Source organism: Donghicola eburneus (assembly GCF_900115865.1).
Taxonomy (GTDB): domain Bacteria; phylum Pseudomonadota; class Alphaproteobacteria; order Rhodobacterales; family Rhodobacteraceae; genus Donghicola; species Donghicola eburneus.
Genome location: NZ_FOXY01000006.1, coordinates 122,771 through 136,095 on the forward strand (window position 1 = coordinate 122,771; position 13,325 = coordinate 136,095).

The 13,325-nt window shown below is 55.8% G+C and carries 11 protein-coding genes; 6 read left to right on the forward strand and 5 right to left on the reverse strand.

All coding sequences use genetic code 11. From position 1 onward, the window contains the following. Positions 1-174 precede the first annotated feature (174 nt). Together BM225_RS12210 and BM225_RS12215 are read right to left on the reverse strand one after the other, a co-directional pair. Entirely contained in the window at positions 175-1,461 is a 1,287-nt protein-coding gene (locus tag BM225_RS12210) for a right-handed parallel beta-helix repeat-containing protein (RefSeq protein ID WP_092464602.1), read from the reverse strand. 134 nt (positions 1,462-1,595) lie between these two features. Further along, entirely contained in the window at positions 1,596-3,302 is a 1,707-nt protein-coding gene (locus BM225_RS12215) for an ABC transporter ATP-binding protein (RefSeq protein WP_177218612.1), read from the reverse strand. Between the two features lie 182 nt (positions 3,303-3,484). Here BM225_RS12215 and BM225_RS12220 point away from each other — a divergent pair, with 182 nt between their 5' ends. Beyond that, on the forward strand, positions 3,485-4,432 hold the full coding sequence (locus BM225_RS12220; protein ID WP_092464606.1) for a glycosyltransferase family 2 protein: 948 nt from the start codon (positions 3,485-3,487) through the stop codon (positions 4,430-4,432). On the opposite strand, the gene BM225_RS12225 is transcribed toward BM225_RS12220, so the two are convergent. After that, complete coding sequence (locus BM225_RS12225) at positions 4,425-5,639, reverse strand: glycosyltransferase family 4 protein (protein WP_092464608.1); 1,215 nt, start codon at positions 5,637-5,639, stop codon at positions 4,425-4,427. The two genes, BM225_RS12220 and BM225_RS12225, sit on opposite strands and share 8 nt — an antisense overlap. Before the next feature lie 172 nt (positions 5,640-5,811). On the opposite strand from BM225_RS12225, the gene BM225_RS12230 reads away from it, so the two are divergent. After that, positions 5,812-6,072, forward strand: coding sequence for a spike base protein, RCAP_Rcc01079 family (locus BM225_RS12230; protein ID WP_072702808.1), 261 nt, complete (start codon positions 5,812-5,814; stop codon positions 6,070-6,072). Here the strand turns inward: BM225_RS12230 and BM225_RS12235 are convergent, their stop codons facing one another. Next, positions 6,073-7,314, reverse strand: a complete 1,242-nt coding sequence (locus BM225_RS12235; RefSeq protein ID WP_245780475.1) for an esterase-like activity of phytase family protein — start codon at positions 7,312-7,314, stop codon at positions 6,073-6,075. It lies immediately after the preceding gene. A gap of 196 nt (positions 7,315-7,510) precedes the next feature. On the opposite strand from BM225_RS12235, the gene BM225_RS22145 reads away from it, so the two are divergent. The 4 genes from BM225_RS22145 (at position 7,511) to BM225_RS12255 (ending at position 12,470) form a co-directional block, all read left to right on the forward strand. Beyond that, on the forward strand, positions 7,511-7,846 hold the full coding sequence (locus BM225_RS22145) for an acyltransferase (protein ID WP_245780476.1): 336 nt from the start codon (positions 7,511-7,513) through the stop codon (positions 7,844-7,846). A 100-nt stretch (positions 7,847-7,946) separates the two neighbouring features. Next, positions 7,947-9,818 carry an acyltransferase family protein gene (locus BM225_RS12245; protein WP_245780477.1) on the forward strand — a complete coding sequence of 624 codons (1,872 nt, stop codon included), beginning with the start codon at positions 7,947-7,949 and terminating at the stop codon, positions 9,816-9,818. Positions 9,819-9,884: 66 nt separating this feature from the next. Then, on the forward strand, positions 9,885-11,072 hold the full coding sequence (locus tag BM225_RS12250) for a right-handed parallel beta-helix repeat-containing protein (RefSeq protein ID WP_177218615.1): 1,188 nt from the start codon (positions 9,885-9,887) through the stop codon (positions 11,070-11,072). 108 nt (positions 11,073-11,180) lie between these two features. After that, positions 11,181-12,470 carry an O-antigen ligase family protein gene (locus tag BM225_RS12255; protein ID WP_177218616.1) on the forward strand — a complete coding sequence of 430 codons (1,290 nt, stop codon included), beginning with the start codon at positions 11,181-11,183 and terminating at the stop codon, positions 12,468-12,470. Here BM225_RS12255 and BM225_RS12260 read toward each other — a convergent pair whose 3' ends face one another. Continuing rightward, a complete protein-coding gene (locus BM225_RS12260; RefSeq protein WP_092464616.1) occupies positions 12,471-13,226 on the reverse strand; it encodes a metallophosphoesterase in 756 nt (251 codons plus the stop codon). Positions 13,227-13,325: the final 99 nt, after the last annotated feature.

Below are 13,325 nucleotides of genomic sequence, written 5' to 3' on the forward strand. Positions count from 1 at the left end.
GAAATAAAAACAATGGGATTTCTATATAGAGCACACGTTATCCGCGAACTTTTTGGAAAACAAGAAAATCAGAGCCGAAAGTTTGCGAGATTTCGTTGGGGTTGCAGAGTGATGCTGGATTGGGCCTTTCGATTAATTTATCACAATAGAGCAGTATATATTTGGTTAACAGAGTTACATAAATTCAGGCTCACTGAGATATAGGTGAACATTTGTGTCATCGGCTTGCGTAATCGCCATTTCGATTTGCCCGGTGATTTGGGCGGCCTCGGAGATTTGGTCCCAGGTGATCGGGATGTCATCTTGTGGCGCGGCCCGCTCTAGATCGTCCTGATGAGGTGCAAAGCGAAAACTATCGCTCACTGGGGTTGGTGGCAAAAGCCGGCAGATGGTCGTGTCTGAACTAACCAGTTCCAGAGTTGCGGGGGTTGCGTCGCGGGGTTCAATATTGTCGTAAACCTGCCAGTCTGATTGACCTTTGTCGCCCCAAATGTCGGTCACGAGGTTCCCTGCAATCGTCACATCGCTTGAAACGGGATCGACCCGAATGCGCGGAAGCGCACTGTCTTCTGCCTGAGAAGCGGGATTGAGCACGGTGTTCTCCGAAACAACAAGATCGCGCGCGCCACCCACGTATATGCCATTCAGGTGCTCAAGGAGTAGGGTGTTTCCAGAAATCTCGAGGCCATCATAGAACATCTCTTCGCCAAAGCCTTGGGCCAGAGCTTCGTTTCCGATGAAAATGCCTTGGGTCGGGTCGCCATCTGCAATCATTAGTGTGTTGTTCAGGATGCGGATGTCTGTGGTCGGCGTCACGTTTCCGTTCGTCCAAAACTGGATCATGTCGGCATGGTCACCAGCCGTGGGGCTGCGGAGAAAATCGTGGATCGTGTTGCCCGCGATCGTAACGTTCTGCATCTTGGTGAATGTCAGGCCGTCGATGCGCATTTCGCTGATGTCGTTTCCGGTGACACTGACATTCGTGCTGTTTCCGAAACTCGCGCCGATCATGAAGCCGTGCAAGGCGCTGTCTGTGAGGGTGAAGCCGTCGTTGCCTCTGACCGAAAGGCCAATTCCAGTGCCAAACCCGTCTGCCTCGGGCGAGAGATCCGTCGCCACGTCTCCGTTGAATGTTACCTGATCCAGCTTGATATTAGTGCAGTCAATAAACTCGAACGGTCTTTTGTAGGTGGGCTGTCCGACTCTATAGTCGTAGTCGAAAACGACATCGGAGATGGTGAGATTGGAGACACCCTTCGCCTCAAAATTATGAATGACTGCGGGGGCGCTCGGGTCTGCGGATGCGAGTGTGACGCCGTGCAGGTCTAAATCGATTCCGAGACCGTACCATATCGCGATATCATCGTATTCTCCGGCCACTAGGTAGATGTGTTGTCCCGCTTTGGCGTGTGCCAACGCCGCATAAAGGTCCTCGGCCGAGGACACATAAAGGTCAGTCATATCCGGTCCCACCCGTCTTGCACCTGCCCCACGCAGACAGGCTCATTGACCGGAGAAATCAGACCTGAAATGTGGCAGACAAGCGGCATCGGCGCGGGAGACGCGCTTCCTTTGATCCATAGTTGAAATGGTTTTTAAGAAGTGGCCGATTGGGGCTGCGCCATATGCCGAAAGCGCGCGCTATTGGTCATCAGGTGGGAATATGTCCCGCACTCTGCAATCGTACCCTGCTCAAGAATCATGATCTGATCGCAGTCGCGTAAGGTTGTAAGGCGGTGCGCGATCATGATGACAGTCACTCCGTCCAACGCGTGAATGGCGTCGATAACCGCGCGCTCGGTAATGTTGTCGAGGGCAGAGGTCGCCTCGTCGAGGATCAGAACTTCTGGCGTATTATAGAGCGCGCGGGCGAGCCCGATCCGTTGGCGTTGCCCCCCGGATAAACTGGACCCACGCTCACCTGCCTGCGTGTCATAGCCCGATGGCAGGGTGTCCATTACAAAATCATGGATTTGCGCTATCTTGGCCGCGCGGACAACTCTGTCCATGTCGATCTGCTCTGCACCAAAAGCGATGTTTGCCGCAATGCTCGTGTCACTCAGAAAGATGGATTGGGGTACGTATCCGACACAGCGCTGCCAAGCTGCGAGCGTCTTGCCGTTTATTGGGACGCCATCCACTTTGACATCGCCTTGATCGGGATGCAGCAACCCCAGAAGGATGTCGATCAGCGTGGTTTTGCCCGCTCCCGTCCCGCCAACAAATCCTACGGAACTGCCCGCTTGAATATCAAGGGACAGGGTCTGCAGCGCAGGCCCATCGGCATCTGGGTACTTAAAGGATACGTGATCAATCCGAATACCTTTTTTCACCTCCAGCCTGCCGCCATCGTCTTGATTTGTTCGTAGTTTCAGCGTCCGTGCGGTCTGACAAAGGTCCTGAAAAGCGGCATTGGAGAACTTGATGTAGGCAAGGTTTCCGTAGATCTGCTGCAAGGCGGGGAACAATTTCATGCTGGCCACGCCGATCAAACCGAACAGCGGAACCAGTTGCGATAGATCCCGTTCGGAAAAGACAATCATGAGCAGTACAATTCCGACAAAGCCGCCATAGATCGCCGCCTCGATCGCAAAGCGCGGCAGGCGCGTCAGGATCGCGGCGGTGCTTTGGCTTTGCGCCATTCCAAGGGCAGGTTTATCAAAGCGCGTGATGCTAAAATCCTCAAGGCCCATGACCTTGATTTCCTTTAGGCTTTGACCGATTTCGCTGACCGTTTGAAAGCGGGCGCGGTTGTGTTGAACTCGGGCGCGGCCCATTTCGTCAAGCTGCCCGCGCAGGCCCGCGTAAAGGCCCAGATAGAGCGCGGTCAGCAAACCCGCCGCGCCCAAAGCAACATAGGGATTGGCCAGAAACAGCGTCAGGCTGATCAGCGCGACGACAGTCACGTTTGATATGAGCAGCACGGCGGGTAAAAACGTGCGACGAACAACTTGATCGATTTCAGAAAGCAGCGACTGGCCGAACTCTGCCGTGTTTCGCTGCAAAAACCAGACATAAGGCTGTGACAGGATCAGTTCTAGCAAGCGCAAAGACAGCCCGTAGGCGCGCATGATGCAGAACCGCGTCTGCGCGTAGGTGCCTGCCCCCCTAACGACCATCCCTGAAAGTAACAAGATGAGTACGGTCATTCCGAAGGTCAGAGTCACTTGCCGCGGATCCTCTGACCCGGTCAGGTTCGCGAAAGCGGAAATCAGGGGGTCGGTCTGAGCCAAAGAAGGATCGTTGATCAAGGACAAAAGCGGCATAATCAGGGCGACGCCCGCGATTTCGAACAGTGCCATACAGAGCGTCATGCCCAAGAGAAGCAGGAACTGCCTCCGCTCGGATTGGGTCAGAATTCCCCAGATATCTCGATAAATTTGTAGCACCGTAAACGCTTTCACAGTAATTTTGACCAAGGATCGCTGTATGCGAGCCATGTTGAATTGTATTGTTTTAATTAGTTTTACCGCGGGGCAATCCTTTGCAGTACGGTGATTTTATCAGTGTCATCATCCCGGTCTACAATCGTGCGGCAACCTTGGCGCGCTCGGTTGGCAGCATCTGCCGGCAGACCTATCCCAATCTTGAAATTCTGGTCATCGACGACTGTTCGACCGACAATATCGAAGGGGCGGTTGCTGCGCTGAACGACCCGCGTGTTCGGCTGGTCACACGTACGCAGAACGGGGGCGCAGCGGCGGCGCGCAACACTGGTGTCGCTTCTGCTACTCACGATCTGATCGCGTTTATGGACAGCGATGACGTCAGTCTGCACGACCGGTTCGAGCAAGAGATGCGCCTGCTTTGCACGCTGCCAGAGGACTATATCGGCGTCTACAGCGCGGCGATCGCCCACACGGACACGACGGAACAAATGCGCAGCATGGCGGCTGCGCGGGTGTTGCCGCCGCCCCATCGCCGGATGCTGAGTGGTGATCTGTTTGCCGAAACGCTGCGTGGTAATTTCATCGACATGCCAACCATGCTGTTGAAAAAGGATGCAGTTCTGGCAGCGGGGCGCTTTGACGAGCGGCTCAGGAATAACGTGGACTGGGACTTTACCTTGCGGCTGACCCAACAGGGCAAGTTTGGCTTTGTGCCACAGCCACTTTACGTCTTTAGCTATGTCCCGCGCGTGAGCCATGGAAACGACCACATAAGTCACAACCCAAGGTACTCGGTGCTGAGCTATTCCTACATTACGGGCAAGTTGCGCCGTGCTGGGCACAAGGGCCCAGAAATGGCTGGTCACTACGCTGCGGCGGGTAGTTACCTGATGCGGATCGGGCGTCCGGCCTTGGCACGTCGATACTTTGAGGCGGCGCGCTGCATCACGCCGCGCAACCCACGGCTTTGGGCTCACCTCGTGCTGAGCCGTCTGCCCGTCTTGCACGGCTGGGCGCGGGGCCGTGCCGCGCGGTTTAGCTGAAGAGACGGTCATAGGCGGCCAACAGCTGCGGCACAGAATGATCCCACGACAGGGCCTCGAACACCCGTTCGCGCCCGCGTCTGCCCATCTCGCGGGCCTGGTCGGGGTGATCCATGAGCCAAGCGATCTGGGCAGCGAAATCGGTGGCATCGTTTGCCTTGGCATAGCGCGAGGCGGTCCCAGCCGAAACGCGACCTTCGGTCAGATCGAACTGAACAACGGGCTTCTCCAGCGTCATGTACTCCATGACCTTGTTCATGGTTGAGATGTCGTTCATCGCATTCTTCGGGTCTGGCGCGACCCCGATATCGCAGCTGTTGAGCGCCCGGAGCAAATCATCCCCGTAGAGCGCGCCGGTGAAAGTGAAGTGCTCTGTCAGCCGGCGCTGCTGCACATCGGTTTTGATGGTGTCCAGTTCTGGGCCGAAACCCACGATGATGGCATGTACGTCGGGGCGCTGCGCACGGTTCACAAGGTGATCAACGGCCTCAACCAGCAGGTCCATGCCTTCTTGCTGGCCGATCACGCCAACATAACCCAGCACGGTGCCGAATCCTTGGCGCAGGGCAGGGTCGGCGGGCCGGATCTCGAATTTCTCGACCTTGGGAGCAGATCGGACGACGAAGACATCCTGTGCCTTCATCTTCCCACGCCTGATCGCAATTTGTCGGAAGCTCTCGTTGGTCGCGATTGAGGTCTTGGCGCACGCAAAAGTAAGCCGTTCCCACAGAAGCATCACATTGTACAAGAGACCCTTTTTGCCGAACTTAGCCACAAAGAGTTCTGGGCAAACATCGTGATGATCGAAGAGGTAGCGCACCCCGCGCGGACGGTACGCTAGTGCCAAAAGCCAGACCAAATCGGGTGGATTACAGCCATGGATCACGTCAAAGCCACGCTCTTTCCAGATCTTTCGCGCCAATCGGAACATATGCCAAAGCGCCAGAGTATACTCGACAGCATAGGCTTTGGCGCCGCTGTGCGCCTCTGGCGGGGCTGGGTAGCGGTAGATATGTACGTCGTCGATCACTTCGAACTCGGCATCCCATCCACGTCCTGTCGGGCAGATCACGGATACTTGGTACCCCGCGGCTGTCAGCGCCGTCGCTTCGAGCCAGACACGGCGGTCCAGCGGAACGGGTAGGTTTTCGACAACAATCAAGACACGACGGGACTTTGGCTCAAACGACGCGGGCGAAGAGGGCATGAAACGAAAAACTCGATAAATCAGGTGTCTCGGACCAAGGTCCGAAGAGGGTCAAAATATTAACAGCACTTAAAAATTAACGATGTTTTACCACCGTGCGGTGAAAAAACCCGCTGGGAAGAATGGTTGACCAGAAATGTTGCGCATTTGCAAACAATCAGAGCAAGAGACCATGGATCCTTTCAAAGACTACAGCGATAGCCTGACTTCGCCCATTCGTTCGGCACAGAGCGTTACACCCAATGACGCAGCGGACCTGACAGTGTTGCCACGCGCCTTATACGTAGGGGCGGGCGGTGATCTGCATGTGACGATGGCTGGCGGGCAAGAAGTGACCTATGCGGCAGTCCCTGCAGGAACGCTGCTGCCCGTCCGTGCCGCGCGTGTTTGGGCGACAGGGACCGAAGCGAGCGCGATCCTAGCGATGTGGTAGTCAGGGGGCGTCCGGCCAGATGTACTCTGCCACCAGCGTGGTGCGAAAGCTAGAGTTGTCGTTGTCGGACACCAGCGTGATGTGCAGAGGGGCATCAGGGGCGGGTCTCCACAGCGCCATACCCTCCATATTTCCCAAATCTCCCGGGCGGGTCTCTAGCATGACCTGCCCGTTTTCCCAGTCCGGTAGGCCATCGGCGGTTAAGGAAAATCGCCGGATGCGACTGGAAAAACCTGTGAAACCGATTGCGCGCTCCAAAACCCAAACCGAGCCGTCATCCGCAGTATCTGCCGCAGAGATCGCCCACCCGTCCGACATCGGAATCCAGCCGCCGCTGGTCAGTGTCGCATAACCGCTTTCTAGGCGCCGGTCAGGATGGATGTGGACAACGGGGATTGAGCTGTCATCACGCGGCGCTGAACCGAATGCAAAGAGTTTGAGATGCTGCGGGCGCTCTTCTGGGATGGCAATAAAACTGCCGTCAGGCAACCGCGCCAGCGCTTCGAAAAGACGGTTTCCTTGGGCACGGACAAACGCATCAGGGTTTACCAAATTTTCGCGTGTGACGTGATCTGCCCCTAGACGCGCAACCTGACCGTATCCCTCGAACGAGACATATATCGCCCCGTCAGGTCCATAGGCTAAATCCTCGGCGTCATTTGTCATCTGTGCCACATTGGCATCGGGATGACCTATGCGGAGATCATAATTGCGCACCAATTTGAGTTGTTCGAGCTGCCCATCGTCGGCGCGGTCAGCTTGTAGCTCCGTCAATGTGCCGCGATCACTGACCATCCAGAACCCGTCGCCATTGTTGATCGGGAGGATTCCTGATTGCCCGCCTGTAATCGGCGCCTCTATGGGGATCCAGACACGGCCCGCCGGTTCCAGTAATGCGGACCCTACAGGATTATAAGGCGTCAGGCCGCCCTCAATAATACGGGGTGCGGCGCACGATGCCAAAGGAATCAGTCCGAGCAGAAAAGCGACAAGAATTTTACGACGGGTTAACAAAATAGCCCCAAAAACGCTGAAAATATGGGGCCACTCAAAGTCTGTTTTGTCCTGAGGGTCAAGCAAATGTGCCTGACATGTCGTAACGCCCGCGCGAGGATGCAAAAAGTGTCTTTGCTTTGTGCGGAATGGGGTAGGGTGCCCGAGGTATTGTTTCTTTATTGTGGAGAATACTTTGAATTCTTCTGCCCCTTTCTCCGGCCCTGCGCATAAAATTCGGTTGAGCAAAGGCCAAAGGTTCTGGCGTTTGCTGTCAGGCGTACTCGACCCCAGAGCATGGTTGCATCTGTTGCGGATCGTGAATCATTACAATCACACGCATGTGGCGCCGCGGCGGCAATTGACACTTGGGGCAGGGTCGCAAATCAGTCCGACGACAAGCTTTGCCAATCCCGAGCGCATAACTGCGGGACGGGGGCTGCATTTGGGCGCAGAGAGCACGCTATGGGCGGGCCCTGCCTTTGGGGCGATCCATATCGGAAACGACGTCCTGATGGGACCAAGCGTGTTGGTCACGGCAGCGAATTACCGCTTTAATGATGGGCAGCCCGTAACCTCGCAAGCGATGGACGAAGCCGATGTGGTCATTGGCGATGACGTCTGGCTCGGCGCGCGCGTTATGGTCATGCCAGGCGTCACAATCGGGGATGGCGCGATCATTGCGGCGGGTGCGGTTGTGACCAAGGACATTCCCGCCTTTGCCATCGCCGCCGGAGTACCTGCCAAAGTCGTCGGCGAAAGAAGGCTTGAGTCCGCTTAGGCCGCAGAAAGCTTGGCGACAATCCTCGGCTGATTTGTTAAGTTAAGTCACAGATTATTAATGATTTTACCATTTTGATCCATGTTTATGGGTGTTTTGTTTGGGCTTTGTTGAGATGGGCTATCGCGCTGATATCGATGGCTTGCGCGCTATTGCGGTGCTGTCGGTGCTACTGTTCCACCTCGGGGTGTCATGGGTGCCGGGTGGCTTTGTTGGCGTCGACATTTTCTTTGTCATTTCGGGCTACTTGATCACCCGAATTCTGATGCGCGACCTTAAGGCAGGGCAGTTCAGCCTTGTCGGGTTTTACCGAAAACGTGCGCTTCGGATATTGCCTGCGCTCTGCGTCGTCTTGGCCGTAACGACCCTCGTCGGCTCACGTGTCATGTTGCCGTCTGAAATGCGCGAGATGGGTCAGTCCATTATCGCGGCGCTGCTTTTTATCTCAAACCTCCATTTCTGGTCTCAAGTCGATTATTTCACGCCGGACGCCAAAGAGAACCCGTTGCTGCACACTTGGTCCTTGGGCATTGAAGAGCAGTTCTACATCATCTTGCCGCTTATACTTTGGCTGATGTGGCGCTACGCACGGCCATGGCTTTTACAACTGGTTGGGCTAAGCGTGGCGATCAGCCTTGGGCTATCGTTCTACGCAAGTGATCAGATGCCCCGCGCCAGCTTCTATCTTTTGCCAACGCGCTATTGGGAGTTGGGTGCGGGTGCACTACTGGCACTCTTTGCGCCGCGCTTGCCAAAAGGCGTGGCAGAAATCAGCGGTCTGGCAGGTTTTGCGCTACTCGCAGTCGCAATCTTTGGCTTGAGTGAAGACACAGTGTTCCCCGGCGCGGCGGCGCTTCTGCCAGTCGTCGGTGCGGTTTTCGTTATTGCGGGGCATGGGGGCTCGGTCTCTCGGGTTCTATCTTGGCCAGTACCAGTTTGGCTCGGACGGATTTCGTATTCTCTGTATCTCTGGCACTGGCCCGTGATCGTTCTGTGGAAGCTGCGCACCGATCCGGTTCTTGATTTGTCCGAAATGATCGCGCTGGGAGCGGTGTCCATTGCACTTGCTGTGGTCTCCGCGCGCTATGTCGAGCGGCCGTTCCGCTCCATGCCGTCGAGCGTGACGAACGGGGCAGTTCTTGGGCCAGCAGCGCTGGCCATAATCGCGGGGATTGGCGTCGGTTGGGGGTTGAGTGTGTCCCCGACAATGCTCCGAGGCTATGTGCCTCAGGTCGCTGAGTTGGACAGGTACGACAGCTACTTCGATGCCCCGTCGTTCAAAGCAAGTTGGCGATACGATACGTGTCATCTTGATCCGCACAGTGGGGGATTTGAGGCTTATGACAAAGCCGCTTGTCTCAAAAAAGACGAGCGCCCCGCGCTTCTGCTCTTTGGAGACAGCCACGCCGCGCATTTGTGGCAGGCTTTGGCGGCTGCGCGGCCCGATTTGAACGTCATGCAGGCGTCCTCAACCAATTGTCGTCCCCTGCCGGATCCCAATGCGACAGATTTTTGCACTGATCTGAGTAGATTCATCTACCATGACTGGGTGCCCAACCACCGGCCCAAAATTGTTGCCCTCAGCGGTGTCTGGCGACCGTCAGAACTAAACTCTTTGGTAAAGGGAATTCACCATCTGCGCGCCAGTGGTGTTGAGCAGGTCGTCGTTCTGGGAGACACGGTGACATACACTGCTACGCTCCCGAAAATATTGGCCAGAGCCGCGATGTCGGGGGCTCCCATTCAGGCGCAGCAGGCTGTTCATCTTCAACCCGATTTGTGGTCCCGGGACAGAGCATTGCATGAGCTGGTTGAGCAGGCTGGCGCCACCTATGTATCGCTCTTGGATGTCGCGTGTCCGATGGGAGAATGCCTTGCCGAGGTTGACGGCGTGCCGTTTCTGTTCGACTCAAACCATTACACTTCCGAAGGCGCAGCCTATGTCGCACAGCGCATTGCGGGGCAGTTCTAGATGCGATGGCTTTTACTCTTTGTAATGTTCTGCTTGCCCATGAACCTCTGGGCGCTGGAGATTTCCGTGCAAGATCGTGCTTCTTTGTTCAAGGCGTTGAAGCAGGCGAAAGGCGGCGAAGTCTTATTGCTGGCAGCGGGTGATTACGGCGAGCTTGATCTTTGGGCTGACGGGCCGGTGCCGCCAGTCTATGCAGAGCCCGTGATTTTGCGAGCTGCAGCCGCCTCGCCGCCGATCTTTACGCGGTTGAAACTTACCGGCGCCCGCAATCTGGCATTTGAGGGCGTGCTGTTTGACTACATCTTTGCTGCCGGAGACGCGCCGGGTCAGACCCGTCCCTTTCATATCAAAGACTCGACGAATATCCGATTTACCGATGTGATTTTCGACGGCGATGTCGCGTCAGGGCGCGGCCCCGAGGATAACGGTTATGCCGCTGGCATAGGCCTAAGCGCTCGGCACGTGACACGTTTCACTCTTCAGCGCAGCGAAATCCGGTCGTTCTACCGAGGTTTGGTTGTGGGTGAAGGGACAGATGTCTTGATTGCCGAGAACGACCTCCATGACCTGCGGTCGGACGGCATGAATTTTGTCAAAGCCACCGGTTTGCGGGTTGAGGGCAACGTCATCCGTGATTTCCGCCGCAGTTTTGCATCGCGCGACCATGCTGACATGATCCAGTTTTGGTCAATGAATGCTGATTATCCGACCACCGATGTTGTCATTCGGCGGAACTTTTTGACGGTCGGAAATGGGGATCATACGCAGTCGATCTTCATGCGGAACGAAGCGGTCGATATGCAGGGTGGCGATCTGTCGATGTACTACCGCGATATCTTAATCGAAGAGAATCTCATCCTGAATAACCATTTTCATGGAATCACCGTGGGGGAGACCGATGGCCTGACCATCCGACGGAATACCTTGATTCGTGTGCCTCGTCGCTCTGAGCCGGGGATTCGGGGCACTTTTGCCAATATGCCTGGAATTCAAGTCGCCGACTCGTCTCGGAATGTGACTGTCACAGCCAACATTGCGTCGCGCGTTCCAAAGGTTCAGGCCGGCTGGAAACAGGTGGGAAACGCAATTGTACAAGACCTCGAGGCGTTTGAGGGCGGCTACTATCCCCGCGTTTTTGCAAACCCCTTCGCTGGAAAACCCTATCGACCTGAGAATTTTAAGCCTGTCTCTGGGGCGCTGTTGGATCGCTCAGAGCTGGGTGCACCGTTGTCTATATTTCGCTGGGGGGAATAACTGGACGCAATGGTAAGTCTAAATCCTGAAACCACGCGCTCTTTTGCACCTGCAGTCCCCGAGACCGGAACGGGCGCGATATGGCTGATGCGACTGTATTTGATTGCTTTGTTTCTGCCGGTCGACTTTCAACTCGGGCCGTTGGCGATGAATGCACTGAGGTTTTACCTCTTGTTAGTGACGGGGCCGCTCTTTGTCCGGTTGGTGATCGGGCATTTTGGACGCGTGATCGTGACCGACGTTTTGTTTGTGATGCACTTATGCTGGGTGAGCCTGTCGCTGGCGGTCAATAATCCGGCCTCCCTCGTTTCCGCGACGGGGTCCGCATCCGTTGAGTTTCTAGGCGGCTATCTGATCGCGCGCGCGTCCATCCGAGACCAGAAGAGCTTTGGCGCATTCTGTCGGTTCTTTGCTGCCATTGTTGTCCTCAGCCTCGTGCCTGCTCTGATCGAGGCGCTCACGGGGCGTGCCTTGGTGCCAGAACTGATTGACCGGCTTCCGTTTTTTACTGCTTCGCTCCCTTTTGAGATGGACCCGAGGATGGGGCTGCACCGTGTGCTGGTCGTGTTCCCGCACCCCATTTTATACGGACTCGTTTGCTCGACCGCGATCTCGTTGGTGTGGGTTGGTCTCAAGCAGGATATCGCGCCGACCCACCGGCTCCGAAATGCAGGGCTTGTGTCTTTCGCCACGTTTCTGTCGCTATCCAGCGGAGCGCTGCTGGCAGCCGCGTTGCAGTTTATGTTGATAGGATGGCAATGGGTTTTCCGTACCGTCCGAGCCCGCTGGCTGATTTTCCTTGGGTTGCTGGTGTTGTCTTATATCGTGGTAGACATCGCCTCTAGTCGTTCTCCGATGCGCGTGTTTTTGACATATGCAACCTTCTCAGCGCATTCGGCTTACACACGGCTCTACATCTTTGATTGGGGTATGGTGAACGTGTGGACGAGCCCGCTGTTTGGGATTGGTCTGAATGACTGGGTGCGTCCAGCCTATATGGGAGCAAGTGTCGATAACTTTTGGCTTTTAACGACGATGCGCTGGGGGATCCCCGGGTTCATGACCTTGGCTGCCGGCGTGCTGTACTTGGTACTGCGCGTGGCGTTCCGACCGCTACCAGAGGGCTCGTCGCTGGCGGATAAACGGCGTGCTTGGGTGTTCACGATTTGCGGGCTGTGCGTGACCTTGACCACAGTCCATGTGTGGGCAGGGAGCTATTCCTACATCGCGTTTTTGTTCGGTGCCGGGGCTTGGTTTCTAAGTGTATCGCCGGAAAAAGAAGATGAACCTGTGGAGTGGAGAACGCAGGAGGATCGGCAAGGGTCCATTTACCGTCGCGAGATCGCGCCAACACCCTACACTCGGAGCCCTGTTCAGCACAGGCGCGACCAAATCTGATTAACTTTGCAAGAACATGATTTGCCCGTCGTTAATTTCGACGGCAGTGAGCGGTCGGCCGGTGTAGGCGCCTGTGTCGATCGAAATGCGCCCATTCTTGATCCGCGGCTCTTTGACGATGTTATGCCCGTGAACGATCCATTGTCCGTCGGGGCGTCGCACTTTGCGAAAATCACTGTGCCCCCAAATCAGGTTATCGTCCTTTTGATCCGAGAGGGGCGCAGTGGGATCTGCACCCGCGTGGACAACGCCAACATTGCTTTCTTCCCAGAAGGTTGGCAGCCCCTGAAGCCAGGCAAGTAGATCCGGGCCTAGCGCCTGGGACAACTGTTCAGCGATGGCTGTCAGGCTATTTAACTGCCCGCCCCAAGTAACGTTAAACGACTCGAGTGTGTTAAGGCCACCTGCCTGAATCCAGCGAAGACCCGCCGACTCAGGCTTTGCGAGAAAGTCGAGCATCATTTGCTCGTGGTTCCCCTTGAGGCAGGTCAGGCGGGACCCTGCCACACGTTGGAGCGCGATGAGGCGCTGAAGCACGGCAGAGGAGTCCGCCCCGCGATCGATCATGTCGCCCACCGTGATGATACGCGCATCATACCCTTCGGCCTGCCAAATTTTCTCGAGCAAAGTCTCCAGTTGATCGTGGCATCCGTGAATGTCGCCAATGACGAACAGTGGTTCTGAGAGCTGCGGGCTCGATAGTTTGGAGTTTGCAGGTTCGACCTCGCGGCCGAAAAGGCGATTGAAGGAAAACATTTAAAACCGAGGATACGATGATCTGAGATTAAACTTTATAGTAAAGAAGCCGGCTAGGGAAGGAATTGCGATGAGAGTTGATGAATATTATTTCTGGAG

Coding starts and splice junctions, on each gene's coding strand:
- BM225_RS12225 (WP_092464608.1), bottom strand. CDS start 5,639: ATGCCCTCTTCGCCCGCGTCGTTTGAGCCAAAGTCCCGTCGTGTCTTG.
- BM225_RS12210 (WP_092464602.1), bottom strand. CDS start 1,461: ATGACTGACCTTTATGTGTCCTCGGCCGAGGACCTTTATGCGGCGTTG.
- BM225_RS12260 (WP_092464616.1), bottom strand. CDS start 13,226: ATGTTTTCCTTCAATCGCCTTTTCGGCCGCGAGGTCGAACCTGCAAAC.
- BM225_RS12230 (WP_072702808.1), top strand. CDS start 5,812: ATGGATCCTTTCAAAGACTACAGCGATAGCCTGACTTCGCCCATTCGT.
- BM225_RS12215 (WP_177218612.1), bottom strand. CDS start 3,302: ATGGCACTGTTCGAAATCGCGGGCGTCGCCCTGATTATGCCGCTTTTG.